Genomic DNA, 25704 nt, shown 5'->3' on the forward strand with positions numbered 1-25704 from the left:
ATCGCGCAGGAACTCCACAACCTCCTGCAGATCCTCCTTGGCCTCGTCGATCCCCGCCACGTCCTCAAACGTCACACGCCCATGCGCCTCCGTCAAAAGCTTCGCCTTCGACTTGCCAAAACCCATGGCGCGGCCTGCGCCGTTCTGCATCTGCCGCGACAGGAACACCCAGGCGCCGATGAAGAGCGCGATCGGCAGGATGTTCATGAGAACGGCGATGAACCAGGGGGTCGAGTCCGATTGCGGACGAGCCGTGATCTGCACACCCTTTTGCTGCAGCTTCGTGACCAGGTTGGGGTCGTTGGGCGCGTAGGACGAGAAAGCCCGGCCGTCGTTATAGGTGCCGCTGATCTCCGGACCGGAAATGATCACGCTGGTGATGCGCCCGGCATCGGCGTCGTTCAGGAGCTGGCTATAGGCGATGTCGCTGCCGCCGCCCCGATGGCCCGGGCTCTGGAAAAGGGTGACGAGCGCCAGCACCAGCAGGAAAATGACAACCCACAAGGCGAAGTTGCGGAAATTTGAATTCATCGGATCAGGTTCTGCCCCAGAGGGAGATGAAGCACGAGAAAGACATAGGATCTCCCCATGCGGCTAAACTCAATTTAGGCATACCGTTCTCCATTGCCAAGGGAATGCGGCGTGCATACGGCATCATCCGTCGGTCTTGGCTAAGAGAATTGGCTAACGGCCACGCGAGCGGGGCGGTTCCGGCCGAAGCCTCAGGCGCCCGGCCCGGTCGAGGTGAAGGACAGCCCCCCCGATCGTCAGGCGCAGGCCCCTCCCCGCCGGAATTGCCGCGCGCAGGCGCTCCAGGCAGGCTTCGAGCCGCTGCAGGCGGCTGCTTTCGAGCCCGATCAGACCCAGAGCCTGCTCCAGGATCCGCAAGCCGATCTCGAAAGGCTCCCCGGCGAGGCAGGCCGCCCGGAAGGAAAGCTCTCCCTCTCCCGCCACCGGTTCCGCAGCCTTCAACGCTTGGTGGGCCTTGATCTCCAGGGCCTCGTCTGCCCGGGCAGCCCGCCCCGCCAGAAGCGCCAGACGGTCGGCGGTCAGCCCCTCCGCGGCCAGCAGTGGCATCAGCCGACGCCAGCGGGCCCGGGCGAAGCGCTCGTCCGCATTGGACGGATCGCTGACGAAGGCCCAGCCGCTCTGCCGGCAGAGGTCGACGAGCCTTGCCTTCGGCCAGTCGAGCAGGGGCCTCGCGTGGACGATCCCGTCGCGATCCAGCTCCCGGCGCATGCCCTTCAAGCCCCTGAGCCCCGAGCCCCTGGCGAGGCGCATGAGGATCGTCTCCGCCTGATCGTCCAGCGTGTGAGCGGTGATCAGATGAGAGGCTCCGGCCTCGCGGGCCAAGTGGACGAGCAGGCGATAGCGCGCCTCCCGAGCGGCATCCTGCAGGCCGGTCGCGGGTTTGTCGCCGGTCCAGACGAGGGTGCGGTGGGACAGTCCCAGGGCCTCAGCCTCCCGGGCGACGAAGGCGGCCTCCCCGGCTGCCTCGGGCCTCAGGCCGTGGTTCACGGTGGCGACCAGGAGGAACGGGCGGCGCTCGGAGCCCCAGCGGGCGAGCAGATGCATCATGGCGATGGAATCGGGCCCGCCGGAAACGGCGGCCAGAATGCCCGCGGCCTGGTTCAGATTGGAAAAGAGTGGCTCCGGATCACAGGTCGGGAGCAAGTCGTCAGGCGGAGGAGCGGCCACGGTTCGGGTGCTCGACTGATCGCCCATCAGGTGCATTTGTTGCGCTTCTGCTCGCGTTGGGAGGCCTGGCGCACATTGGCGGCCTGAGGATACTTGCGGTCCAGCTCGGCGAAGACGGCGCAGGCCCGGTCGCGGGCGCCCATTCCGTTGAGAGCCATGCCGAGGCGGAGCATGGAATCGGGGGCCTTGGCCGCGTTCGGGTGGTCTGCGGAGACGTTCAGGAACTGCTCGGCGGCCTCCCGGTACCGGCCCCGCTGCAAATAGGTCTCGCCGAGCCAGAACGTGGCCTCGGGCACCAGCCCGTCACGGGGGTTGGACTGGAGGAAGCGGCGAAAGCCCATCTCGGCCCGATCATAATCCTTCTGCGAGAAGGCCGCGTAGGCTGCATCGAAGTCGACCCGAGGATCGCCCACGCTGGTCGCCGCCACGCTCGGGCCGGGCCGGGCCGGAAGCGCCCCCTGCGGCAGGGGCATCCCGTCGCCGAAGGCGCCGGAGGCGGCCTCCTCTTCCTGGATCAGCTCGCCGATGCCGGCGAACTGCCCGCCTCCCCCGCCCGGTCCGGCATCGGCCAGGGGCGCGGAGGGAGGGGTGGTGCCCAACGGGCGCGGAGCGCCCGGGGCATAGGGATCCTGGGACGGATCGAACACATCGCTGCGGCGCTCAGGCGGCGTCTGAGCCTGCGGCTGCGCGGGACGTGGCGCCGGTGCCGCGGACGGCGCGGACTTGGAGCCGCCGCGGCCGCCGATCTCCTGGAAGCGGAACTCCACGTCCTCCTGGAACTTGCGGAGCTGATCCTTCAGCTGGCGGTTCTCATACTCGAGCTGCTCGATCTGGCCGGACATCTGGCGCATCTGGTTCTCGAGGCGGTTCAGGCGCACGATGGCATCGGCCGCGTCCTGCGCGGCGGCAGGCGCCGCACAAGCGAGCGCCAAGGTGAAAAAGACGAGGAGGCGTCGTAACATGCTTGTTTCCGTATAGGGTCGGATGCGAGGAGTGCCGATAACACAAAAGCGCCGCCACGGCGATAATGTGGCGGCGCTCTGCTGCTTCACGACCTTTCGGCCCGACGATTAGGAGCTGGCGCCACCGAGCACGGTGACCGCGCGGCGGTTCTGCGACCAGCAGGAGATGTCGTTGCACACCGCTACCGGGCGCTCCTTGCCGTAGGACACGGTGCGGAAGCGGTTGCCGGGGATCCCGCGGGAGATCAGATAGTCGCGCACGGTCTGGGCGCGGCGGGCCGAGAGCGAGAAGTTGTACTCGCGGGTGCCGCGCTCGTCCGCATGGCCCTCCACGATGAAGGTGTAGTTCGGGTAGCGCTGCAGCCACTGGGCCTGCTTGTCGAGGGTGGCGATGGCGGTGGGAGTGAGATCGGTCGAATCGGTCTCGAAGAACACGCGGTCGCCCACGTTCACGACGAAGTCCTGGGCGCTGCCGGGGGTTGCGGCGCCGCCGGCGCCGAAGCCGCCGGATCCGTCGGCCATGCCATCCTTGTTGGAAGAACACGCTGCCGCCCCGAGGGCGAGGACCATGGCAGCGGCGAATTTGACGGCGCGCAGCGACATCATTGGCAATACTCCTTACACATACGTTTGCCGAACGTTGTGTCTTTCATATCGGGCGGATGGTTAAAGGAGGGTTCCGTCAACCTTATGGGAGGGAGCCGGGATTAAGGTGAATTATGGCCAAGTTGTGGAACTTCCGCTCAGGGTTAACAGGAAGTGAAGTCGGAACGGCCCCGCCTCCGCTCCGTGAGCCGATTGCCCGTCTCACGCGTTGAAAGGTCATGAATCTCATGACGAACCAGCCCGGATTATCGGCTCAACCCTATCGCGCGGCCCTCGACGAGCTCCGCATGGAGCGCGCCTTCTCGCGCATCGCCGACAGCGACCTGCGCCAAGGCAACGCGATCCGGCTGCTCAAGAATTCCAAGGAGAACTACCCCGTCTGGCTGGAGGCGATCCGCTCGGCGGAACGGGTGATCCATTTCGAGAACTTCATCATCGCGGACGACGAGACCGGCCGGATGTTCGCGAATGCGCTGATGGAGCGGGCGCTGGCCGGCGTGAAGGTCCGGGTTCTCTACGACTGGCTCGGCTCGTCCTTCCGCGCCCTCCCCCCCTTCTGGCGGAGGCTGCGCGAGGCCGGAGTGGAGGCTCGGGTGTTCAACCCGCCCCGGCTGACGGATCCGTTCTGGATCCGGCGCAACCATCGCAAGCTTATCACCGTGGACGGCCGCATCGGCTTCGTGTCCGGCCTGTGCATCTCCGACAGCTGGGAGGGCGGCAGGGAGACAGAACCCTGGCGCGACACCGGCATCTCCGTGGAAGGCCCGATTGTCTCCGATCTCGATGCGGCTTTTGCCGATAGCTGGACGCTCTCGGGGATGCGGGCGATTCCGAGGTCGGACCTGCCCGTCGCCGAGGGGGTCCCGCACGCGGGCAGCATGGCGGCGCGGCTGATCAGAGGCGAGCCCGGCATGTTCCGCACCTATCGCGTCGACCAGTTCATCGCTGCCACCGCGCAGCGCAACCTCTGGCTCACGGATGCGTATTTCGTCGCCACCACGTCCTACGTGCAGGCCCTCGGCGAGGCGGCGCGCGACGGGGTCGACGTGCGCCTGCTCGTGCCGGGCTCGAGCGACGTGCCGGCGCTGCAGCCCATCGTTCGCGCAGGCTACCGCTCGCTCATCGAGGCAGGCATCCGGGTGTTCGAGTGGAACGGCTCGATGCTGCACGCGAAAACGGCCGTGGTGGACGGGCGCTGGGCGCGGGTGGGCTCCACCAATCTCAACTTCGCGAGCTGGGCCACCAACTGGGAGCTCGACGTCATCGTGGAGGATGCGGGCTTCGCCGAGGCCATGGAGGCGATGTATCTGGAGGACCTCGCCAACGCCACCGAAATCGTTCCCGGCTGGCAAGCCCGCCGCAGGCGGGCCCGGAACATGCGGTCCCGCCGCAGCCACCGGTTCAAGAGGGGCGGCGTGCGCAGGCTGGCCGCTGGCGCCCTCGCGCTCTCGAGCAGCATCGGCAAGGCGATGAGCTCTCGCTCTCTCACCGCAACCGAGACCAGCAGCATAGCCATCATCGGCTCCGCCCTTCTGGCCCTGGCTGCCCTGATCACCGTCTTCCCGGTGCTGATCATCTCTCCCATCGTGATCGGCCTCGTCTGGTTCGGCCTGGCTCTCCTCATCCGCGCCCTTCGCCTCAAGCGGCGCGTGCGCCTGAGGCGGCGCAAGATCGCGATCCGGCGCCGCTTGAGCAAGATCAAGGAAGAAACGGTCTCCGCTGAGAAATAAGGGAAACCAGCCGTCAAGCCTGGCATTGACAGGATGCTCCCGTGCGGGAGACCTGACCGAAGGAGACGACAATGGCGACCGGCACCCTCAAGCCCTCTTCCTACGATCCTCTTGATCGTGCGGAATCCATGAGCGCCCTGCTGGCGCGCAACTGGTGGGCCGTGGCCCTGCGCGGCGTCTTCGCCGTGATCTTCGCGCTGATCGCCTTCTTCTGGCCGGGCGCGACGATTCTGTCCTTCGTTCTGTTCTTCTCCGCCTACATGCTCGTCGACGGCGTGTTCGGCATCGTCTCCGGCATCCGCGCGGCCTCCCGCAACGAGCGTTGGGGACTGCTGGTCCTGGAAGGCGTCCTCAACATTCTCGTCGGCATCGTCGCGTTCCTGATGCCCGGGCTGACGGTGGTGTTCTTCGTGACACTGCTCGCCGTCTGGTCGCTGATCACGGGCGTTCTGATGATCGTCGCCGCCTTCAAGCTGAGTCCGGCCTTCGGACGCGGCTGGCTGATCCTCAGCGGCCTCGTGTCGGTTCTCTTCGGCGTGGCGCTTCTGATCGCGCCGCTCGTCGGCGCCGTGGTCCTGACCTGGTGGCTCGGCGCCTATGCGCTCCTCTTCGGCATCGCGCTCATCGCTCTCGCCTTCAAGCTGCGCAGCCGGAAGGACGATTTCATCGGAAGCGCCTCGCTGCGTGCGTGAACCCGCTTGACCCCGTCATGGCCGGGCTTGTCCCGGCCATCCCGGTCAAAGGACGCAGCGCCTGACGGAAGCGGGATCACCGGCACGGGTCCGGTGATGGCGTGGGAGGCCCGCCGAGCGGGCAGAATCACATCGACGAAAAAGGGCGCCTCTCGGCGCCCTTCGTTCTGACTTTACTGCCGCGTCTCGCTGAGCAGCGGAGACCAGGTCGGGTCCGATGCGAAGGAGGGCGTCGGGATCGGCTGTTCCACACGGCCCGTGATGTCCACCATGTAGAGCTTGCCGCCCGATTGTCCGCCGGGATCGCGGAAGAACATGATGTACTGGCCATTGGGAGCCCAGACCGGGCTTTCGTTGTGGAAGCCTTCCGTCAGGATGCGCTCGCCAGATCCGTCCGGCTTCATGATGCCGATGGCGAAGCCGCCGGCATGCTGCTTCGTGAAGGCGATGTAGTCGCCGCGCGGGGACCAGGCCGGCTGCGAATAGGCACCGTCGCCGAAGGAGATGCGGCGCTGGTTGGAGCCGTCCACGCCCATCACGTAGAGCTGCTGCTTGCCGCCACGGTCGCTCTCGAACACGATCTGCGTCCCGTCCGGCGAGAACGAGGGCGAAGTGTCGATGGCGGCCGTCGAGGTCAGGCGCGTGGTCGCCTGCGAGCTCAGGTTCATCATGTAGATGTTGGCGTTGCCGCCCTGCTGCAGGCTCATGACGATGCGCTGGCCGTCGGGCGCGAAGCGCGGGCTCGAGGTCATGTCAGGGAAGTTGCCGACGATCTGGCGGGAGCCGGTTTCGAGATTGATCACCTGCACGCGCGGCTGCTGGCCTTCCACCTGGGACATGAAGGTGATCTCCTGCGTCACCGGCGAGTAGCGGGGCGTCACCACGAGGCTCTCGCCCTGGGTCAGGTAGCGCACATTGGCGCCGTCCTGGTCCATGATGGCAAGACGCTTGCGGCGGTTCTCCTTGGGGCCGGATTCCTCGACGAATACGATGCGCGTGTCGAAGAAGCCGCCGAAGCCCGTGACCTTCGTGTAGACCGCATCCGAGATGATGTGGCCGACGCGGCGCCAGAAATTGGCGTCCGTCACATATTGCTGGCCGGTGAGCTGCTGACCGGAATCGATGTCCCACAGGCGGAACTCGGCGCGCAGACGGCCCGCCGGATCCCGCGAAACGCGGCCCGTCACGAGAGCCTGCGCGCCCGCCATCTTCCATGCGTCGAAGCGCGGCGCCGCATCGAAGGACGGGCGCTCTGGGAAACGCGACTTGTCGAGGACGGTGAAATAGCCGGAGCGTTGCAGGTTGCTGCCGATGATGCCGGACACGCGCTGGCCGAGATCGCCCTCCCCCGAGAAATCGGCGATGGCGATGGGCATGGGCTGGAACTGCCCGCCCGGCCCGACGCGGAACGAAAGCTGCGCATGGGCTTCGGGTGCGAGCGCCGCCATCGGAACGATGATGGAGAGCGCGAGGAGAAGGCGGGAGACGAGGCGGATGATCATGATGTCAGGTCTCAAGCGTAATGGGCTTAAAGATCAGGAAAGGTCGAACTGGACGTTCAGGATTCGCCAGTCCGAATAATATTGCATGTACTGGGGCGGCACACGGTAGGGGGCGCAGCGCCGCACCGCGCGCAGGGCGGCGCCGGCCACGGCCTGATCCGTGCTGCTGCTGCCGGCGCGCAGGACCGTCGGTTCTCTCGCGAGCGTACCGTCCTGGTTCAGGCGTATGTCGAGCAGCGGCGGCGTCCCATCGCCCCCCGAGGCACTGATCGGAGCGGTGTAGCAGCGCTGAATCTGCTCCTGCAGGATGCCCATGAGCGCATCGCGCTGGCTTGGGTTGAGCTTCGCGGCCGTGCCGGTCGCCGTGCCGAGCGAGGCGGTCTTCTGAACCTCCGCTCCCGTGGCTCCGCTCGACTGGCTCTTCTGCTTGTTGTCGAGGAACTGCTTGAGATCGCCCATGTCGAGCTTCTTGGCGAGCTGCGCTTCCTTGCGCGCCTTCGCTTCCGCCGCGGCCTTGGCTTTCGCCTCCGCGATCTTCTTGGCTTCCGCTTCGGCCTTCGCCTTGGCTTCAGCCTCCGCCTTCGCCTTCGCCTTCGCCTCGGCGACGCGCTTGGCTTCCGCTTCGGCCTTCGCCTTGGCCTCCGCGCGTGCCTTGGCTTCCGCTTCGGCCTTGGCCTGCTCGATCTTCGCTTTCTCGATGGCTTCAGCCTCGGCCTTCTCGGCCGCCCTCTTTTCGGCTTCCGCCTTGGCCTGCGCAGCCTTCTGTTCCTCGGCCCTGGCGGCGGCGGCGGCCGCTGCTGCGGCGGCGGCCTCCTCGTCGGCGACCATCATGTCGTCGGGACGCTTCGGAGGCGCGGGCGTGTCGAGCTTGTCCTCGCCGGGAGCGCGCTGCTCGGTCTTGTCGGCGATGCGATCCGCGCGCGGCTTGGGCGTGGGCTGCACCGACTTGGCGTCCGTCTCGCCCTTGGTAATCTGCGAGAACTGGTTGTCGGTGATGATCTCGACGGGAATGCCCTCCTGCGCTTCGGGAAACTCGGAGGCGTAAGGCAATCCGACGAGGGCGGCCGTCAGCAACGCCACATGCGCGACGCCGGAGATCCAGAAGCCCGGTTCGGAGGGGTTGAAACGATCCTTCAACGCCACTTGTCTTTGCCCCTTGCGTTCATCCCGCTCAATCTTGATCCACGGCGGTCACGAGCGCGACGCGCTTGTAGCCCGCGGTCGTCACGATGGACATGATCTGGGCCACGCGCCCGTAATCGACCCTCTTGTCGCCGCGCACGAAGATGCGTTCGTCGAAGCCCGCCTTCGACACCTCGGCGAGCTTGCCCACGATCGCATCGTCCGTCAGCTCGGTTTCTCCTAGGAAAACCTGCCCCGTCGCCTTGATGGAGAGCGTCACGGGCTTGGCGTCGGAGTTGAGCGGCGCGGCCTTCGTTTCCGGCAGGTCGAGCGGCACGCCCGCGGTCATCATCGGAGCCGCCACCATGAAGATGATGAGCAGCACCAGCATGACGTCGATGAACGGCGTCATGTTGATCTCGTTGATCGCACCACCGCGTTTCCCGCGCCGGCGCCGGCGTCCGCTTCCGCCTCCTGCTGCAACCATGGCCATGACGGGCCTCCTCCCTCACGCCGCGCGCGTCGACGAGAGACGCTCGTCGATCTGCCGCGACAGGATGGCGGAGAACTCGTCGGCGAAGCCCTCGAGCCGCGACTGCAGCTTGCCGACCTCGGACTGGAGCTTGTTGTAGGCGAGCACCGCCGGAATGGCCGCGAAGAGGCCGATGGCGGTGGCGAACAGGGCCTCCGCGATGCCGGGCGCGACGACCGCAAGGCTCGTGTTCTTCGAGGCGGCGATGGAGGTGAACGAGTTCATGATGCCCACTACCGTGCCGAAGAGGCCGATATAGGGACCGGCCGAGCCGATGGAGGCCAGGATCATGAGGCGGGAATCGAGACGCTCCACCTCACGCTGGATGGTGACGTCGAGAACCTTGTCGATGCGTTGCGAGAGGCTCTGGAAGGAACGCCCGGAACCCTCGAAGGAACGCTTCCATTCGCGCATGGCGGCGACGAAAACGGCGGCGAGCCCCGTCGCCGGGCGGCTCTGGAGGGACCGGAACAGCTCTTCCAGCGACTGGCCGGACCAGAACACGTCCTCGAACCGGTCCATGGCGCGCTTGGTGCGGGCATAGAGCAGTGTCTTGTCGATGATGATGGCCCAGCACCACACGGAGGCCGCGAGCAGCCCGATCATGACGAGTTTGACGACGAAATGTGCCTGCCAGAACAGGCTAAAAAAGGACAGGTCGTGCGCCACAGGAGCGGCCTGGGCCACATCAGCCGGATTCATCAGTTTCGTCCTCGCTCTTCGAGCAACCTCGGGAGGAAGTCCCAAGGCCCACCGCAGTCAGGTCTAGGAAAATCTTGTTGAGTTACCCTGCTCGTTCGCCCGCGAATCTGTCGAAAATAAGGGCGCTGACTCGCAGGGCAGCCAAGACCTCCAGCCTGTGGCCTTTTAGGCACCCAGTGTGGTTAAGGCTTGGTTTAAGCGGGGCCGGATAGGGGCGAAATCACCTCCTAAGCCCTTGAAGACACGGGTCCGCGCCGTTACGCCGCTGCTGCCCGTAAGGCCCCGTCAAGGCTCGCAGGACTGCCCGTCCCTGTCGTCGTCGTGGCCGGCCCAGCAGCCCGGCTGGCCACCGTGGGATGGGGCTAAACCGACAGCACGCACGGCATCGCAGTTGGGGAAGGATGCCAAGTGCTTCAGCGTCACAAGAAGGAGGCCAGGGGCTCAGGCTCAGCACCCCCCAGCTGAGCACGAAGGCGCATAGGCTCGCCAGAGCGGAAACCCTGAGCCAGGGTGAAAGGCGTCGCCGCTTGAGCGCCCGCTCGTAGCGGCGCGAAATCGTCCGGAAGCGGCTCTTCAGGCGGCGCACCTCCTCGTCGGGATCGCGACTGTGATAATGCCTTCAGCTCTTCGGAAGAACGCTCATCCAGCCCCATCGCACGCGGATTGATATAACTTCTGCGACGGGAATTGTTAAGCCGGACGATGGGAATTCGGTTACCGATCCGGAAGGGTCAGCGCCGCCCGCAGCTTGTCCGGGATCCGCACGGCCCGCCCTTCCCGGACGCAGGCGACCATCACGTCGGCGGCCACGAGAACCTCTTCGCCCCGGCGCACCTCCTGGGCCAGGATCATCGAGGCCCCCCGCATCTCCTTCGACCGGGTGACCACGGTGAGCACGTCGTCCATGAGGGCAGCCCCCAGGAAGTCGATATTCATCCTGCGGACGACGAAGGCGAGCCCGCCCATCTGCGCGTGAAGATCCGACTGCGCCACCTCGACGGCGCGCAAAAGCTCCGTGCGCCCGCGCTCCAGGAAGCGAAGGTAGCTCGCGTGATAGACGCGGGCGGAAAAGTCCGTGTCCTCGTAATAGACGCGAACCGGCAGGACATGCGCATCGCCGTCCATGCGCCCCGAGAGATGAGGCCAGGGACCTTCCGCCTCACTCATCCTCGACTCCGTTGAACAGGCCGAACTGGGCCGTGGTTTCGCGGGTGGGCTCGGGAAGCCCGAGATGCTTGAAGGCGTGCGGCGTGAGGATGCGGCCGCGCGGGGTGCGCTGCACGAAGCCCTTCTGGATGAGATAGGGCTCGATGATGTCCTCGATGGCGTCGCGCGGCTCGGAGAGCGCGGCCGCGATCGTCTCGATGCCCACCGGACCGCCGCCGAAGGAGGAGGCGATCATGGTGAGATACTTGCGGTCCATCAGGTCGAGGCCGATGGGGTCCACGTCGAGCAGGCGCAGCGACCGGTCCGCCAGTTCGCGGGACACGATCTCGACCCCCTCCACGATGGCGAAGTCGCGCACGCGGCGAAGCAGGCGGCCCGCGATGCGCGGCGTTCCGCGGGCGCGGCGGGCGATCTCGTTGGCGCCCTCCTCGCTCATTTGCAAGCCGAGCACCCGCGCGCCGCGGCGCACGATGAGCTCTAGCTCTTCGACGGTATAGAATTCGAGGCGGATCGGGATGCCGAAGCGGTCGCGCAGCGGCGTGGTGAGCAGGCCCGCGCGGGTGGTGGCGCCCACGAGAGTGAATTTCGGCAGCTCGATCTTCACCGAGCGCGCGGCCGGGCCTTCGCCGATGATCAGGTCGAGCTGGTAATCCTCCATGGCGGGATAGAGGATTTCCTCCACCGCCGGGTTGAGGCGGTGGATCTCGTCAATGAAGAGCACGTCGCGCTCTTCGAGATTCGTGAGCTGCGCCGCTAGGTCGCCTGCCTTGGCGATGACGGGGCCCGAGGTCGAGCGGAAATTCACGCCGAGCTCGCGGGCGACGATCTGCGCGAGCGTGGTCTTGCCTAACCCCGGCGGGCCGACGAAGAGCACGTGGTCGAGGGCATCGCCCCGGGCCTTGGCGGCATTGATGAAAACCTGGAGATTGGCGCGGGCGGCGGCCTGACCCGTGAAGTCGCCGAGCGACAACGGCCGGATCGATGCCTCGATATCGTCCTCGCGCTTTTCGGGGCTGAGCAGGCGGCGTGAATCGGTCAAAGAGGGTTACCTTCCGAGGGCTTCATATAGGCGCTGGAACCTTAATACGCCATTCTTAACGGGATCAAAACAGGAACATCCTTTCCTTGTCATTCCCGACCGAGCGTAGCGGCCGGGAATGGAATCCATGATCAAGCGCTGCGCTATGGATCCCCTTCCCGACGGCTTCGCAGCCGCCGGGGCGCAGGGAAGACTCACCGCGCCAGCTCCCTCAAGCCCAGCCTAATCAAAGTCTTCGCCTCGGCCTCCTCGCCCGCCTGCTTCATGGCGGCGGCCACCGCCGCGGAGGCCTGGACCTGCGGGTAGCCGAGATTGACCAGGGCGGAGATGGCGTCGGCCACCGGCGCGGGAGCGCTCTTGTCCTCCACCGCTCCCGTGAGGCGGATCAGCGCCGGATCGACGGGGGCGAAGGCCGGAGCCTTGTCCTTGAGCTCGGAAACGATGCGCTGCGCGAGCTTCGGCCCGACACCGGGGCCGCGGGCGACCGAAGCCTTGTCGCCGGTGGCAATGGCCGTGGCGAGAGCTCCGGGATCGAGCACCGAGAGGATGCCGAGGGCCACCTTGGAGCCCACCCCCTGCACCGATTGCAGCAGGCGGAACCACTCCCGCTCCGAATCCGAGCGGAAGCCGAACAGGCGGATCATGTCCTCGCGGACATGGGTCTCGATGGCGAGCGTCGCCGCCTCGCCGATGGGCGGCAGGTTCTGAAGCGTGCGGGAGGAGCAGTGGACCACGTAGCCGACCCCATGCACGTCGATGACGACGAAATCGTCGCCGTAGGAATCCACCACGCCTTTGAGTTTGCCGATCACGTCAGTCTTTGCTCCTGCTTCCTTCCCCATTCCAGGGAGGGATCGAGGTGGGGGTCACACAGTCGGAGCACAGCGCGCGCTCCAGGCCGGATCAGAGCCATACAACGTCATCACCGGCACAGGACCGGTGATGACAGTCTCACCAGGTTCAGGGCTCACCCGGCTGCGCCAGCCCTGCCTCTCCGCAACTCGGAAGGACAGCCGGGGCGATGCCCGTTCTTCTATAACACCTTGAGGCTCGCCGCCAAGGCGCGGGCCTTGCGGTGGTGGGCGTGGGCGATGGCGATGGCGAGGGCATCGGCGGCGTCCGCCTTCTTGAAATCCGCCTTGGGCAGCAGGATCTTCACCATGGCCTGCACCTGATCCTTCTCGGCGTGGCCGACGCCCACCACGGTCTTCTTCACCTGGTTCGCGCCGTATTCCGCCACGGACAGGCCGTGGAGCGCGGGCACCAGCAGGGACATGGCGCGGGCCTGGCCGAGCTTGAGGGTGGCCTGCGCGTCCTTGTTCACGAAGGTTTCCTCGACCGCGACCTCGTCAGGCGCCCAGGCGCGGATCACCTCCGTGATGCGGTCATGAAGCTGCTTGAGGCGCAGCGCCAGGTCGAGATCCCCGTCCGAAGTCACGACCCCGCAGGCGACGTATGAGAGCTTCGTCCCCTCGACGGTGATGATGCCCCAGCCCGTGTTGCGCAGGCCGGGGTCGAGGCCGAGAATGCGGACGCGTTCGGTCACTTCTGTTCTCCACCGTCACGCCCGGGCTTGTCCCGGTCATGACGCCTATGGGCAATCAGCCTGACATCTTCTGCATGAGGGCGTCGGAGAGCTCGAAATTGCCGTAGACGTTCTGGACGTCGTCGTGCTCCTCCAGCGATTCCATGAGCTTCATGAGCTTCTCGCCGGTCTCGTCGTCCACGGAAACCGGGGTCTGAGGCTTCCAGACGAGCTTGGAGGCCTTGGGCTCGCCGAACTTGTCCTCCAGCGCCTTGGTCACCTCGTTGAGGGAACCCTGGTCGCAGTAGATCTCGTGCCCGTCCTCGGTGGAGACCACGTCGTCGGCGCCAGCCTCGATGGCGGCTTCCAGCATGGCGTCCGCGTCGGCGGCGGCGGCCGGAAACTCCACGAGGCCCACCCGGTCGAACATGAAGGACACCGCGCCGGTTTCGGCGAGGTTGCCGCCGCTCTTGGTGAAGTAGGAGCGGATGTCGGACGCCGTGCGGTTGCGGTTGTCGGTCATCGCCTCGACGATGATGGCGGCGCCCCCGGGGCCGTAGCCCTCGTAGCGGATCTCCTCGTAGTTCTCACCGTCGTTGCCCGACGCCTTGTTGATGGCGCGCTGGATGTTGTCCTTGGGCATGTTCTCGGCGCGGGCGGCGAGGATCGCGGCGCGCAGGCGCGGGTTCATGTTCGGATCGGGCGTGCCCATCTTGGCCGCCACGGTGATTTCGCGGGCGAGCTTGGAGAAGAGCTTGGAGCGCATCGCGTCCTGGCGCCCCTTGCGATGCATGATGTTCTTGAACTGCGAATGTCCGGCCATCGGGGCCTCCGAGGTAACCGCCGAGAGCGGCCCGGTGACAGGCGCTCGTCAGGCTCGTGAATGTTGACGATGGGGCTTATAAGGCGGTGTAGGGCCCGAGGCCAAGCCCCCCGGGACAAAGCGGCGACTTAAAACCCCAGCCAGGACGGGATCGCGGCGATACCGGCCATGACGAGATGATAGGAGGCGCCCAGGATCGTCGCCGTGTAGGCGAGGCCCGCAAGCCCGATGAGATAGCCCAGGATCAGCAGATAGCCGTCCTCCTCCATCACTGCGATGGAGGCGATGACGAGGGCGATCGAGGGCGGGAAATTGGTGCCGGGAAAGGGGATGAGCACCGAAAGGGCCACCAGGAACGCGAAAAGCCCCACCATCCGGTCCCCGATGGGGCCGAACAGAAGGGGCAGTCTCGGCCGGCAATAGCTCTCGAGTTTCTGGAGCCTGGGCTCGGCGATGTCGATCAGGCGCTTGAACTTCGAAACCGAGACCGTCTGGCGCAGGATGAAGCCGGGCAGCCAGGGCCGCTTGTGGCCCAGCATCATCTGAATGCCGAAGATCAGGACCGGCGTGCCCACGATGCCCGCGATTCCCGGCACGTTCGGCACGCAATTGGGCAGGGAGAACAGGATCAGCACGAAACCGAAGGCGCGCTCGCCGAAGGCTTCGATGATCTCGCCAATGGAGATCACCTCTCCCTCGGCGTCCTCGATCACGGCGCGCAGAACGGCGGAGGCGCTCTGGTGCTCGTGCGCCCGGTGGAATTCGCTGTCCTCGCGATAGGAGCGTCTGGCGCTGGCTGGCTGTGTCTTGGCGTCCACCGGTGTCCTCCGTGGCGCAAAGATGGGGATGGGGAGGCGAGAGGTAAAGAGTGGCGATCTTCCCCTTGGCGGGGAGAGGCAGAACCGGATCGCCCTCCCGTCGTCACCGGCCTTGTGCCGGTGATCCCGATTGCGTGAAACGCAGCGCTCTTCGCGTCGCGAGGGCCGGGCTGATCCCCGGATCAAGTCCGGGGACGGCCATGACGGAGAAAGGCGCGCTCAATCCCAGAACTGAGGCCAGGTTTCCTCCAGGTGAGGCCCGAGCCGCACCGACGCCACCCGCACCGCGAGGCCGGTCCGGTCGTCCGTTTCCACCGCGATCCCCGAGAGGGTGCCCTCCCCGAGTCCCGGCTCGAGCCGGGTGCCGGGGGTCTTCTGGAGGAAGCGGCGGATGGGCTCCTCCTTCTGCATGCCGAGGACGGAATCGTAGTCGCCGCACATGCCCGCGTCCGTCATGTAGGCGGTGCCGCCGGGGAGAACCCTGTGATCGGCGGTGGGAACATGGGTGTGGGTGCCGACCACGAGGCTCGCCCGCCCGTCGAGATAATGGCCCATGGCCTCCTTCTCGCTGGTGGCCTCCGCGTGGACATCCACCACGATGGCGTCCGCCACCTGCCCCAGGGGGCAGTCGTCAAGGGCCTGATCGACCGCCGCGAAGGGATCGTCCAGCGCGTCCATGTAGAGGCGCCCCATGACGTTCACCACCAGCACCCGGGCTCCCGAGCGGGTCTCGATGAGGTTCGCTCCGCGCCCCGGCGTGCCGGGCGGAAAATTCGCGGGGCGCAGAAGCCTCGGCTGGCGCTCGATGAACACGAGCGTCTCACGCTGGTCCCAGGTGTGATTGCCGAGGGTGATGGCGTCGGCGCCCGCGTTCAGGACCTCGTCGCAAATGGCCTCGGTGATGCCGAACCCCCCGGCCGCGTTCTCGCCGTTGATCACCACGCAATCGAGGTTCCAGCGTTCGCGAAGCCCCGGCAGCCGCTCGATCACCGCGCTGCGGCCGGCGCGACCGACGATGTCGCCGAGGAAGAGGATACGCATGATGGTCCTTCTACAGAGGCTTGGTCCGAATGAGCTCGGTTTCCGTGATGACGATGTCGAGCAGGCGGTCGTGGTCCTCGACCGGAACCTGCCCGATCTCCTGAACCGCATAAGCGAGGCCGACGGTCAAGACCGGATGCTGCGATTCGAGCGCCGCGATGGCCCGATCGAAATGCCCCTTGCCGTAGCCGATGCGCCCTCCCCTCCGGTCGAAGGCTGCCAAGGGCACGATGAGGCATTTGGGAAAGACCTCCGGGGCGTCCGGCCCGGGCTCGCGCACGCCGAAGCCTCCCTTGATCAGCACGTCGCCCGGCTGCCACAGGCGCCAGCTCAGATGGGGATGCAGGATCTGGGAGAGGGCCACATCCTGTCCACGCTCCAGGAGCGCCGCCATGAGCGGGCGCGGGTCGACCTCGCTGCGGATCGGCCAGTAGGCTCCCACGGGAGTGACGTCTCGAAGATCGGGAAAGCCGAGGGCCCGCTCGGTGATCGCCCGGGCCGCCTCTTCGCGGAACGCCTTGTCGAGCCCGTCCCGGCGGGCGAGCGCCTCGGTGCGGAGCTGTTCTTTCAAGACCGGAGGAGGAAGAGAATGCATGACGTGCGGAGCCACAAAAGCCGTCGGAGAAGCGATCCCGGGAACCTACAAAGTAGGTGGGCGCCGTATGTCCCGGTCCACGGACCGGGTCAGGGACAGCTCCCTTCAGGATCGATAAGGCCCCGGGGAATATGAACTCCTAACGCGCCCCGCAGCCCCGCCTTCCCTATGTAGGGATGAAGGGGTCCGGTTGGAAGGGGAAAAGTGAGCAAGGCTTCATCTTCTTGGAGGGCGCTGGGACGGCGCCTACCCCCGAGGAGGTAAGGAATCGGCACCGTAGTTCTACGGATGGCGCCAGGCTGGTGCCCGATCAAACACTTCCGCCGCCGATTAGCCAAGAACATGCAAGAGCACGGAGGAAGCATGATCCCACCCAGGCAGATCGCCGCGGAACCGCGGCAGGAACAGCCCCATGTCCACTCCCCGGGTATCCTTTCCATGATGCGGGAGGTGCTGCACATGCTCGGCGATATCGATGCCGAGTACGAGATCCGGCTCGACCGGGCCGAGCACAGCGCCGCTGATCCGGAGCTGAAAGCCCATATCAAGAGGAAAATCAGGACCGCCCATCGCGAGCGGCGGGAGCCCTATGTGGAACTCCTGGCCTCGCTGCGCCAACGGCAGCAGGGGCTGTCGCCCAAGACCTGAGGCATTCGCGCCGTCACCGGCCTCGTGCCGGTGATCCCGGTCCTCGGAATGCTTCGCTTCCCCCGGTCGGGGCTGCCATGACGGGGGGGCCGAGAGCCCTATCCTTCCGCCACGCTCGGGGTATTCAGGCTGCGCGCCAGCCACTCGATCCGTTCGGCGGCCCTGTGAACGCCCTCCGCCAGCCTAGCCTCGATCATCCGCGCGCGCTCGTCTCCGGACGAGGATTTCAGGCGGGCCAGCTCCGCCTCGACAGCCGCCAGCCGCATCCGGGTCTCGTGGAGTTCGTCGGCCTGGGCGATGGCAGCCATGACTTGAAGGCGCAGGTCGCCGATCTCGCCAAAGGCGGCGCGCATCTGCCCGATTCTGGCATCATAGGACGCGGCCAGCCGCTCGAGATGCGCCTGCTCGCCCTCGGCGCAGGCGATCCGGTAGGTCTGTCCGGCGATGGCAACCGTCACGTGCGTCATGGCCTAGCCCTCCTCCAGCTCGAGCTCGCCGGCCTGAGCCAGAACGTTCTGAACCGCGAGGATCGCCAGCTGAACGCGCCTGCCCACGTCGTCCGTGGCGGCCTCGAAGCGGTGGAGGCGCGTGAGGGTCCCGTCCAGCTCCTCGGCGAGGCGAGAGCGGTCGTCCTGCATGAGCTGGAGCTCGGTCTCCAGGCTTCCCCGACGCTTTTCGGCATCGAGGCGGCGGGACACCGCAGCTTCGAGAAGCCCCAGGGCCGCATCGAGCCGTTTCATCGCATCGTCGAGGGGGGACGTCATTCTGCCTCCGGGAATCGGGATGAGACTAGCGCATCGTGCACAAAAGTGGATCCGGTTTTCCCTAAAGCACCGGACGCGAAAAGAGAAACCGCTTTCGGAATCGAGCCGATGCCTCACTCTTGGGCGGGAGCATCGTTCGGTGCGGCCTTCCGGGTCCGCACGATGTGCAGGACACCATGCCACGGCCGTCCCCGGTCCTGATCCGGGGATCAGCCAGGCCCTTCCTCCTCTGATGAGCGCAGCGTTTGGCGGATCGGGATCACCGGCACAAGCCGGTGATGACTGGAAGGGCGAGCGGGCCGGGAACCGGATCCGCTTCTCGCCGACGCGGCCCTCGGTCCGCGGCAATCCTTCGAAGGATTCCGCCTGACATCTTTGACTCGATCCCCCCGCGTGTTAAGGAGCCCACGCCTTTTCCAGACAGACCCGCCCCTTTGCGGGGCTTCAAGATTTGTGGATCACGCCGTGCTGAACACCGTCCCCGCCGATCGCGTCACCCATTCCGATCTGGCGAACGCCGTGCGCGTCCTCGCCATGGATGCCGTCGAACAAGCCAAATCCGGTCACCCCGGCCTGCCCATGGGCGCTGCCGACATCGCAACGGTGCTATTCACCAAGTTCCTGAAGTACGACGCCGCCGACCCGACCTGGCCCGACCGAGACCGGTTCATCCTCTCGGCCGGCCACGGCTCCATGCTGCTCTACGCCCTGCTCCACCTGACGGGCGTGAAGGGCATGACCATCGAAGAGCTCAAGAACTTCCGCAAGCTCGATTCGAAGACCCCGGGCCATCCCGAGAACTTCATGACCCCGGGCGTCGAGACGACCACGGGCCCGCTCGGCCAGGGCATCGCCACGGCGGTAGGCTTCGCGCTCGCCGAGCGCATGCTGAACGCCGAATACGGCGACGATCTCGTCGACCATCACACCTATGTGCTCGCCTCCGACGGCGACCTCATGGAAGGCATCAGCCAGGAGGCCATCGCCCTTGCCGGCCACCTGAAGCTCAACCGCATGATCGTCCTGTGGGACGACAACGGCATCTCCATCGATGGCCCGCTCTCCATCTCCGACTCGGTCGACCAGGTGAAGCGCTTCCAGGCCTGCGGCTGGAACGCCGTGCGCATCGACGGCCATGACCCGAAGGCGATCCAGCGCGCCATTTCCCGCGCCCAGAAGTCGGACAAGCCGACGCTCATCGCCTGCAAGACCACTATCGGCTTCGGCGCGCCGAAGAAGGCAGGCACCTCCAAGGCCCACGGCGAGCCGCTCGGCGCCGAGGAACTGGCGGGCGCCAAGGCCGCTCTCGGCTGGAGCCATGAGCCCTTCGTGATCCCGGACAATATCCGCGACGCCTGGGCGAAGGCCGGCAAGAAGGGCCGCCGCCTGCGCAAGGCCTGGGCGGACCGCCTGAGTGCCCTGCCCGCCGACCGGCGCGGCGAGTTCGAGCGTCGCGTCAGGGGCGTGCGCCCCGAGGGTCTCGGCGATGCCGTCGCGAGGCTGAAGGACCGTCTGGCGGCCGAGCCCCAGAACGTCGCCACCCGCAAGGCCAGCGAGATCGCGCTGGAGGTCATCACCGAGGCCGTGCCGGAACTGGTGCTGGGCTCGGCGGACCTGACCCCCTCCAACAACACCAAGACCAAGAATCTCACCGCCATCTCGCCCGGCAACTTCGCGGGCCGCTACATCCATTACGGCATCCGCGAGCACGGCATGGCGGCGGCCATGAACGGCATCGCGCTCCATGGCGGCTATGTGCCCGCCGGAGCGACCTTCCTGGTCTTCACCGATTATGCACGTCCCGCCATGCGCATCGCTTCGCTCGCCGGGATTCCCGCAGTCTACGTCATGACCCACGATTCCATCGGCCTGGGCGAGGACGGTCCCACCCACCAGCCGGTGGAGCATCTGGCCGCCCTGCGTTCCATGCCGAAGATGCGCGTGTTCCGTCCGGCGGACGCCATCGAGACGGCCGAGGCCTGGCAGATGGCTCTCGAGCGCACGGACGGGCCGACGACCCTGGCGCTCACCCGCCAGAACCTGCAGCAGGTCCGGAAAGAGGGCGGGGCGAAGAACCTCTCCGCCACCGGCGCCTACGAGCTGTCGCCTGCGAACGGCAAGGCCCGTGCCACCATCTTCGCTTCGGGTTCCGAGGTGGAGATTGCACTCGCGGCCCAGAAGCTGCTGGCCGAGCAGAACTTCGAAGCCCGCGTGGTCTCCGTGCCGTCCCTCGATCTGTTCCTGGCCCAGCCCGAGAAGGTGCGCCACGAGATCATCGGCGACGCGCCGATCAGGGTCGCGGTCGAGGCGGCGGTTCGCTTCGGCTGGGATTCGGTGATCGGCCCCGACGGAATTTTCGTCGGCATGCATGGGTTTGGCGCGAGCGCGCCCTACAAGGACCTCTACAAGCACTTCGGCATCACCGCCGAGGCAGTGGCGGAAAAAGTTCTCAGGACGCACAATCTCTGAGACCGAAGGAGGCTCAACGCCTCATCACAAGGGAGTTAAGACTATGACGGTGAAGGTCGCGATCAACGGTTTCGGTCGCATCGGACGCAACATCCTCCGCGGCATCGTGGAGAGCGGCCGGAAGGATATCGAGGTGGTTGCCATCAACGACCTCGGTCCGGTCGAGACGAACGCCCACCTGCTTCGCTTCGACTCCGTCCATGGCCGCTTCCCGGCCGATGTGGCGGTCGAGGGCGAGTTCCTCGTGATCAACGGCCAGCGCATCCGCGTGACCGCCATCAAGGATCCGGCGACCCTGCCGCACAAGGACCTCGGCGTCGACATCGCCATGGAATGCACGGGTATCTTCACCTCCAAGGAGAAAGCCTCCGCCCACCTCGCGGCGGGCGCCAAGCGCGTCATCGTCTCGGCTCCCGCTGACGGCGCCGACCTCACGGTCGTCTACGGCGTGAACCACGACAAGCTGACCAAGGATCACGTCGTCATCTCGAATGCCTCCTGCACCACGAACTGCCTCGCCCCCGTGGCGAAGGTGCTTCACGAGACGGTGGGCATCGAGAAGGGCTTCATGACCACGATCCACTCCTACACCAACGACCAGCCGACGCTGGATCAGATGCACAAGGATCTCTACCGCGCCCGTGCGGCGGCCCTGAACATGATCCCGACCTCCACGGGCGCCGCCAAGGCCGTGGGCCTCGTCCTGCCGGAGCTCAACGGCAAGCTCGACGGTTCCTCGATCCGCGTGCCGACCCCGAACGTCTCCGTGGTCGACTTCAAGTTCGTCGCCAAGAAGGCGACCACGAAGGAGGAGATCAACGAGGCGATCAAGCGCGCAGCCGATCAGGAGCTGAAGGGCATCCTCGGCTACACGAACCAGCCGAACGTCTCCTCGGACTTCAACCACGACCCGCATTCCTCGGTGTTCCACCTGGACCAGACCAAGGTGATGGAGGGCAATTTCGTGCGCGTGCTGTCCTGGTACGATAACGAGTGGGGCTTCTCGAACCGTATGGCGGACACCGCCATCGCCATGGCGAAGCTCATCTAAGGAGGGCTGCTTCGATGACCGCCTTCCGCACGCTGGACCAAGCCGACGTCAAGGGAAAACGCGTTCTCGTCCGGGTTGACCTCAATGTCCCCAAGGAGAACGGCAGGGTGACTGACGCGACGCGCATCGAGCGCGTCCTTCCCACCATCCGGGAAATCGCCGACAAGGGCGGCAGGGTGATCCTGCTCGCCCATTTCGGACGCCCGAAGGGACGCGACCCGAAGGAGTCCCTGAAGCCGGTCGCGGAAGCGGTCTCGCAGCATCTCGGAAAACCGGTGGCCTTCGCCGACGACTGCATCGGCGAAGCCGCGGCAGGCGCCGTCGCCGCCCTGAAGGACGGCGATGTGCTTCTTCTCGAGAACACCCGCTTCCATGCGGGCGAGGAGAAGAATGACGCAGGGTTCGTCCAGGAGCTGGCGAAGCTCGGCGACATCTACGTCAACGACGCCTTTTCGGCGGCCCACCGTGCCCATGCCTCCACCGAGGGCCTCGCCCGCGCGCTGCCGGCCTATGCCGGCCGCACCATGCAGGCGGAGCTCGACGCCCTCACGAAGGGCCTGGAAACTCCCAAGCGTCCCGTGGTGGCCATCGTGGGCGGCGCCAAGGTGTCCACCAAGATCGACCTCCTGGAAAACCTCGTGGCCAAGGTCGATGCCCTCGTCATCGGCGGCGGCATGGCCAACACCTTCGTGCACGCGACGGGCCTCAACATCGGCAAGTCGCTGGCGGAGAAGGACCTCGCCGCGACCGCGATGCGCATCATCGAGAAGGCACGCGCCTCCAACTGCGCGATCATCCTGCCCGTCGACGGGGTCTGCGCCTACGAGTTCAAGGCGGGCGCCCACAACCAGACCTACGGCATTGATGCGATCCCCGAGGACCAGATGATCCTCGACGTGGGCTCGCAATCGGTCGAGCGCATCTGCGCCGCCATCAACGACGCGGCGACGCTGGTGTGGAACGGCCCGCTCGGCGCGTTCGAGATCCCACCCTTCGACCAGGGCACGGTCGCGGCCGCCCGCCACGCGGCCCGGCGCACGAAGGAAGGCAAGCTCGTCTCCGTCGCCGGCGGCGGCGATACCGTTGCCGCGCTCAACCACGCTGGCGTTACGGAAAGCTTCTCCTATGTATCCACCGCAGGCGGCGCTTTCCTCGAATGGCTCGAAGGCAAGGCGCTTCCGGGCGTGGAGGCCCTGCGCGCTTGACCGTTCCGCTCCGGCGAAGGGGATCGCCGTCCGTTCGCCGGACAACATTACGGGTGGAATGGCTTAAGCTCAGGTTCAGCTTTCACGCGCATTTAAGAAGCCAAGATCAATCGGAGAGGACGAAATGGCCCGCATCACCATGAGGCAGCTTCTGGATCACGCCGCCGAGCACGGCTACGGCGTGCCTGCCTTCAACATCAACAACATGGAGCAGGCGCTCGCGATCATGGCGGCCGCCAACGAGGTCGATGCGCCGGTGATCATCCAGGCGAGCCGCGGCGCGCGCTCCTACGCCAACGACGTCATGCTCAAGCACATGATGGACGCCGTCACGGAAATCTATCCGCACATCCCCGTCTGCGTGCATCTCGACCACGGCAACGAGCCCGCCACCTGCATGACCGCCATCCAGGCCGGGTTCACCTCGGTGATGATGGACGGCTCGCTAAAGGCGGACGGCAAGACCCCGGGCGACTGGGACTACAACGTCAGCGTCACCAGGAAGGTGGTCGAGATGGCCCATCTCGGCGGCATCTCGGTGGAAGGCGAGCTCGGTGTGCTCGGCTCCCTCGAGAGCGGCATGGGCGAGGCCGAGGACGGCCACGGCGCGGAGGGCAAGCTGTCGCACGATCAGCTCCTGACGAACCCGGACGAGGCCGTGAAGTTCGTGGCCGAAACCAAGGTCGACGCACTCGCCATCGCCATGGGCACCTCCCACGGCGCCTACAAGTTCACCCGCAAGCCGGACGGCGCGATCCTGGCCATGCACGTGATCGAGGAGATCCACAAGAGGCTCCCGAACATGCACCTCGTGATGCACGGCTCGTCCTCCGTGCCGCAGGAGCTGCAGGACATCATCAACCAGTACGGCGGCCAGATGAAGCCGACGTGGGGCGTTCCGGTGGAAGAGATCCAGCGCGGCATCAAGCACGGTGTCCGCAAGATCAACATCGACACCGACAACCGCATGGCGATGACCGGCCAGATCCGCAAGGTCCTGTCCGAGAACCCCGGCGAGTTCGACCCGCGCAAGTATCTGAAGCCCGCCATGGAAGCGATGACGAAGCTCTGCAGGCAGCGCTTCCAGGAGTTCAACACCGCCGGTCAGGCCTCGAAGATCAAACGCGTGTATACGCTCGCCGAGATGGCCAAGCGTTACGCCTCGGGCGAGCTCGACCCGACCTTCGGCACCACCAAGCAGGCGGCCGAGTAAAGGCGCCTGAAATTACTGCCTCACAACGTCATGGCCGGGCTTGTCCCGGCCATCCCCGTCTTGGAAGCACCGCGTGTCCGAAGACGGAGATCCCCGGCACGAGGCCGGGGACGACGGAGAACGGTCTCGCTCGACCGCCCATACAGTCGCCTCAATCCTCACCGACAAGCGGGGCCTCGCAAGATGGCCCCGTTTTCGTTATGGATGCTGTCCTTTCCATCCGAGTTCCACGATCGATGTCCGAATCTGCCCGCCTCTACCTCATCACCCCCGTCGTGGAGGACGCCTCCTTCGCTCCCACGCTGGCCGAAGCCTGCAAGGGCGGGGCCGTGGCCGCCGTGCTGCTGCGCCTGCCCGCGGCCGACGAGCGCAGCCTCGTCAATCTGGTGAAGGCCGTCGCCTCCTCGGTCCAGGAACATGGAGCGGCCCTCATCGTCTCCACCGAGGGCGAGGCGGATCTGGCCAACGTGGCCGTGCGCGGCGGCGCCGACGGGGCCCATGTCTCGGGCGCGGACCCGGAACTCGTCCGCGAACTGCGCGAGCGCCTCAAAGGCGAGCGCGCCGTGGGCGTGGGCGGCATCCGCACCAGGGACGACGCCATGACGCTCGGTGAAGCCGGGGTCGATTACCTGCTCTTCGGCGAGCCGCGCCGCGACGGCTCCCTGCCCTCCCTGGAAAGCGTCGCCGAGCGCGCCGCCTGGTGGGCCGAGATCTTCGAGACCCCCTGCGTGGCCTTCGCCCCCGGCCTCGACACGGTCGAGACCCTAGCGGCTACCCAGGCGGAATTCATCGCCCTCGGGGATGCGGTGTGGAGCCATCCGGACGGGCCGCTCGCGGCCGTGAAGGCGGCAGCCGAGATTCTGAGCCGGCCGGAGGCCTCGCATTGACGCGGGTCTGTGGATTCATCGGCGGCGTCCTGCTGCTGGTTTCCGTTGCGGGAGCCCAGGCGGCCGAGCCCGATCTCGCCTATGGGGCCTATCAGCGCGGCCTCTACCTGACGGCGTTCCGCGAGGCGACCCTGCGGCTCGAGAAGAACAGGAACGACGCCGCCGCCATGACCCTCCTGGGCGAGCTCTACAACCAGGGCCTCGGGGTCAAGCTCGACCCGAAGAAAGCCGCCGAATGGTATCTGCTCGCGGCCAGGCGCGGCGACGCGAACGCCATGTCCTCCCTCGGGCTCATGACCCTCGATGGACGAGGCGTCGAGAAGAATCCCGTCGAGGGCAAGGCCTGGCTCGAAAAGGCCGCGGCCAAGGGCAACGCGGTCGCGAGCTACAATCTGGCCCTCCTGCTCCTCACCAGCGGCTCCGACATGGACCTGGAGCAGGCGGTGGAGATGCTGCGCAAGGCCGCCGATGCGGAGATCCCGGACGCGCAGCATGCACTCGGGGTGCTCTATCTCCAGGGCCGGGGGGTGGCCAAGGACACCTCCGAGGCCGCCCGTCTGTTCGAGCGCGCAGCCAAGAACGGCAGCTCCGTGGGCGAGGTGGAATACGCCATCCTGCTCTTCAACGGCGAGGGCGTGGCGAAGAGCGAATCCCAGGCCGCCCGGTATTTCCGCCGCGCTGCGGCCAAGGGGAACGCCATCGCCCAGAACCGCCTGGCCCGCCTGCTGGTGGCAGGACGGGGCGTGCCCGCCAACAAGGTGGATGCGGCCGCCTGGCACATCCTCGCCGCGGCCCAGGGCCTCACCGACCAATGGCTCGACGATGCGCTCAAAGACCTCAGCGCCGAGGAGCGGACCCGCGCCGAAAAGCTCGCCGCCGAACGGCTCGGGATGCGGTGAGACCGCTCCGACCC

The 25704-nt window shown here is 66.4% G+C and carries 28 protein-coding genes and 1 other RNA gene; 9 read left to right on the forward strand and 20 right to left on the reverse strand.

Annotated elements, in window-relative coordinates; translation table 11 throughout:
* The 4 genes from GR328_RS14755 to pal form a co-directional block, all read right to left on the reverse strand.
* Nucleotides 1–531: ATP-dependent metallopeptidase FtsH/Yme1/Tma family protein (locus tag GR328_RS14755; protein ID WP_205790021.1), on the reverse strand; the 531-nt coding region annotated here is incomplete at its 3' end.
* Nucleotides 532–684: 153 nt separating this feature from the next.
* A complete protein-coding gene (tilS, locus tag GR328_RS14760) occupies nt 685–1734 on the reverse strand; it encodes a tRNA lysidine(34) synthetase TilS (RefSeq protein WP_246215888.1) in 1050 nt (349 codons plus the stop codon).
* The gene (gene ybgF / locus GR328_RS14765) at nt 1725–2660 is read right to left on the reverse strand and encodes a tol-pal system protein YbgF (RefSeq protein ID WP_160885292.1); all 936 of its coding nucleotides are present in this window, start codon (nt 2658–2660) and stop codon (nt 1725–1727) included. Before ybgF ends, tilS begins: the two co-directional genes overlap by 10 nt.
* Before the next feature lie 108 nt (nt 2661–2768).
* The gene (pal, locus tag GR328_RS14770; protein WP_160885293.1) at nt 2769–3266 is read right to left on the reverse strand and encodes a peptidoglycan-associated lipoprotein Pal; all 498 of its coding nucleotides are present in this window, start codon (nt 3264–3266) and stop codon (nt 2769–2771) included.
* Between the two features lie 227 nt (nt 3267–3493).
* Between pal and GR328_RS14775 the strand changes: the two genes are divergently transcribed.
* Nucleotides 3494–4996: a phospholipase D-like domain-containing protein gene (locus GR328_RS14775; RefSeq protein WP_246215889.1), complete on the forward strand. Its 1503-nt coding sequence runs from the start codon at nt 3494–3496 to the stop codon at nt 4994–4996.
* 71 nt (nt 4997–5067) lie between these two features.
* Complete coding sequence (locus GR328_RS14780) at nt 5068–5688, forward strand: HdeD family acid-resistance protein (protein WP_160885295.1); 621 nt, start codon at nt 5068–5070, stop codon at nt 5686–5688.
* A 173-nt stretch (nt 5689–5861) separates the two neighbouring features.
* Here GR328_RS14780 and tolB read toward each other — a convergent pair whose 3' ends face one another.
* The 14 genes from tolB to ssrS form a co-directional block, all read right to left on the reverse strand.
* Nucleotides 5862–7190, reverse strand: a complete 1329-nt coding sequence (gene tolB / locus GR328_RS14785; RefSeq protein ID WP_160885296.1) for a Tol-Pal system beta propeller repeat protein TolB — start codon at nt 7188–7190, stop codon at nt 5862–5864.
* 33 nt (nt 7191–7223) lie between these two features.
* The gene (gene tolA / locus GR328_RS14790) at nt 7224–8333 is read right to left on the reverse strand and encodes a cell envelope integrity protein TolA (protein WP_160885297.1); all 1110 of its coding nucleotides are present in this window, start codon (nt 8331–8333) and stop codon (nt 7224–7226) included.
* Nucleotides 8334–8361: 28 nt separating this feature from the next.
* The gene (locus tag GR328_RS14795; RefSeq protein WP_160885298.1) at nt 8362–8805 is read right to left on the reverse strand and encodes an ExbD/TolR family protein; all 444 of its coding nucleotides are present in this window, start codon (nt 8803–8805) and stop codon (nt 8362–8364) included.
* Between the two features lie 15 nt (nt 8806–8820).
* Entirely contained in the window at nt 8821–9546 is a 726-nt protein-coding gene (gene tolQ, locus GR328_RS14800; RefSeq protein WP_160885299.1) for a protein TolQ, read from the reverse strand.
* 285 nt (nt 9547–9831) lie between these two features.
* On the reverse strand, nt 9832–9969 hold the full coding sequence (locus tag GR328_RS28275; protein WP_343039393.1) for an excalibur calcium-binding domain-containing protein: 138 nt from the start codon (nt 9967–9969) through the stop codon (nt 9832–9834).
* A gap of 291 nt (nt 9970–10260) precedes the next feature.
* The gene (gene ybgC, locus GR328_RS14805) at nt 10261–10713 is read right to left on the reverse strand and encodes a tol-pal system-associated acyl-CoA thioesterase (protein WP_205790023.1); all 453 of its coding nucleotides are present in this window, start codon (nt 10711–10713) and stop codon (nt 10261–10263) included.
* Nucleotides 10706–11752 carry a Holliday junction branch migration DNA helicase RuvB gene (ruvB, locus tag GR328_RS14810; protein ID WP_160885300.1) on the reverse strand — a complete coding sequence of 349 codons (1047 nt, stop codon included), beginning with the start codon at nt 11750–11752 and terminating at the stop codon, nt 10706–10708. Before ruvB ends, ybgC begins: the two co-directional genes overlap by 8 nt.
* Nucleotides 11753–11946: 194 nt before the next feature.
* Nucleotides 11947–12564, reverse strand: coding sequence for a Holliday junction branch migration protein RuvA (gene ruvA / locus GR328_RS14815; RefSeq protein ID WP_160885301.1), 618 nt, complete (start codon nt 12562–12564; stop codon nt 11947–11949).
* Between the two features lie 221 nt (nt 12565–12785).
* Nucleotides 12786–13298 carry a crossover junction endodeoxyribonuclease RuvC gene (gene ruvC / locus GR328_RS14820; protein WP_160885302.1) on the reverse strand — a complete coding sequence of 171 codons (513 nt, stop codon included), beginning with the start codon at nt 13296–13298 and terminating at the stop codon, nt 12786–12788.
* A gap of 55 nt (nt 13299–13353) precedes the next feature.
* Nucleotides 13354–14100: a YebC/PmpR family DNA-binding transcriptional regulator gene (locus GR328_RS14825; RefSeq protein ID WP_160885303.1), complete on the reverse strand. Its 747-nt coding sequence runs from the start codon at nt 14098–14100 to the stop codon at nt 13354–13356.
* Between the two features lie 128 nt (nt 14101–14228).
* A complete protein-coding gene (locus tag GR328_RS14830) occupies nt 14229–14918 on the reverse strand; it encodes an exopolysaccharide biosynthesis protein (protein WP_160885304.1) in 690 nt (229 codons plus the stop codon).
* A gap of 219 nt (nt 14919–15137) precedes the next feature.
* Nucleotides 15138–15959 carry a TIGR00282 family metallophosphoesterase gene (locus GR328_RS14835; RefSeq protein WP_160885305.1) on the reverse strand — a complete coding sequence of 274 codons (822 nt, stop codon included), beginning with the start codon at nt 15957–15959 and terminating at the stop codon, nt 15138–15140.
* A 10-nt stretch (nt 15960–15969) separates the two neighbouring features.
* Nucleotides 15970–16554 (reverse strand): 5-formyltetrahydrofolate cyclo-ligase, encoded by a 585-nt coding sequence (locus GR328_RS14840; protein WP_160885306.1) that lies wholly within the window; start codon nt 16552–16554, stop codon nt 15970–15972.
* A gap of 4 nt (nt 16555–16558) precedes the next feature.
* Nucleotides 16559–16715: non-coding RNA, 6S RNA (ssrS, locus tag GR328_RS14845), on the reverse strand.
* Nucleotides 16716–16917: 202 nt separating this feature from the next.
* Here ssrS and GR328_RS14850 point away from each other — a divergent pair.
* Nucleotides 16918–17202, forward strand: coding sequence for a hypothetical protein (locus GR328_RS14850; RefSeq protein ID WP_160885307.1), 285 nt, complete (start codon nt 16918–16920; stop codon nt 17200–17202).
* 98 nt (nt 17203–17300) lie between these two features.
* Here the strand turns inward: GR328_RS14850 and GR328_RS14855 are convergent, their stop codons facing one another.
* Together GR328_RS14855 and GR328_RS14860 are read right to left on the reverse strand one after the other, a co-directional pair.
* Nucleotides 17301–17669 (reverse strand): cell division protein ZapA, encoded by a 369-nt coding sequence (locus GR328_RS14855; RefSeq protein ID WP_160885308.1) that lies wholly within the window; start codon nt 17667–17669, stop codon nt 17301–17303.
* Between the two features lie 3 nt (nt 17670–17672).
* Nucleotides 17673–17966 (reverse strand): DUF4164 domain-containing protein, encoded by a 294-nt coding sequence (locus GR328_RS14860; protein ID WP_160885309.1) that lies wholly within the window; start codon nt 17964–17966, stop codon nt 17673–17675.
* Nucleotides 17967–18500: 534 nt separating this feature from the next.
* Here GR328_RS14860 and tkt point away from each other — a divergent pair.
* The 6 genes from tkt to GR328_RS14890 all read left to right on the forward strand — a co-directional run bounded on the left by tkt (nt 18501) and on the right by GR328_RS14890 (nt 25690).
* Nucleotides 18501–20435, forward strand: coding sequence for a transketolase (gene tkt / locus GR328_RS14865; protein ID WP_246215899.1), 1935 nt, complete (start codon nt 18501–18503; stop codon nt 20433–20435).
* A 43-nt stretch (nt 20436–20478) separates the two neighbouring features.
* Entirely contained in the window at nt 20479–21486 is a 1008-nt protein-coding gene (gap, locus tag GR328_RS14870) for a type I glyceraldehyde-3-phosphate dehydrogenase (RefSeq protein WP_160885311.1), read from the forward strand.
* Nucleotides 21487–21500: 14 nt separating this feature from the next.
* Complete coding sequence (locus GR328_RS14875; RefSeq protein WP_160885312.1) at nt 21501–22691, forward strand: phosphoglycerate kinase; 1191 nt, start codon at nt 21501–21503, stop codon at nt 22689–22691.
* Between the two features lie 124 nt (nt 22692–22815).
* Nucleotides 22816–23904 carry a class II fructose-bisphosphate aldolase gene (gene fba, locus GR328_RS14880; protein ID WP_160885313.1) on the forward strand — a complete coding sequence of 363 codons (1089 nt, stop codon included), beginning with the start codon at nt 22816–22818 and terminating at the stop codon, nt 23902–23904.
* Nucleotides 23905–24140: 236 nt separating this feature from the next.
* Nucleotides 24141–24791 (forward strand): thiamine phosphate synthase, encoded by a 651-nt coding sequence (locus GR328_RS14885; protein WP_160885314.1) that lies wholly within the window; start codon nt 24141–24143, stop codon nt 24789–24791.
* Entirely contained in the window at nt 24788–25690 is a 903-nt protein-coding gene (locus tag GR328_RS14890; protein WP_160885315.1) for a tetratricopeptide repeat protein, read from the forward strand. Before GR328_RS14885 ends, GR328_RS14890 begins: the two co-directional genes overlap by 4 nt.
* Nucleotides 25691–25704: the final 14 nt, after the last annotated feature.

Origin of the sequence: Microvirga makkahensis (assembly GCF_009830105.1) — a bacterium.
In the GTDB taxonomy this organism is placed as follows: Bacteria; Pseudomonadota; Alphaproteobacteria; order Rhizobiales; family Beijerinckiaceae; genus Microvirga; species Microvirga makkahensis.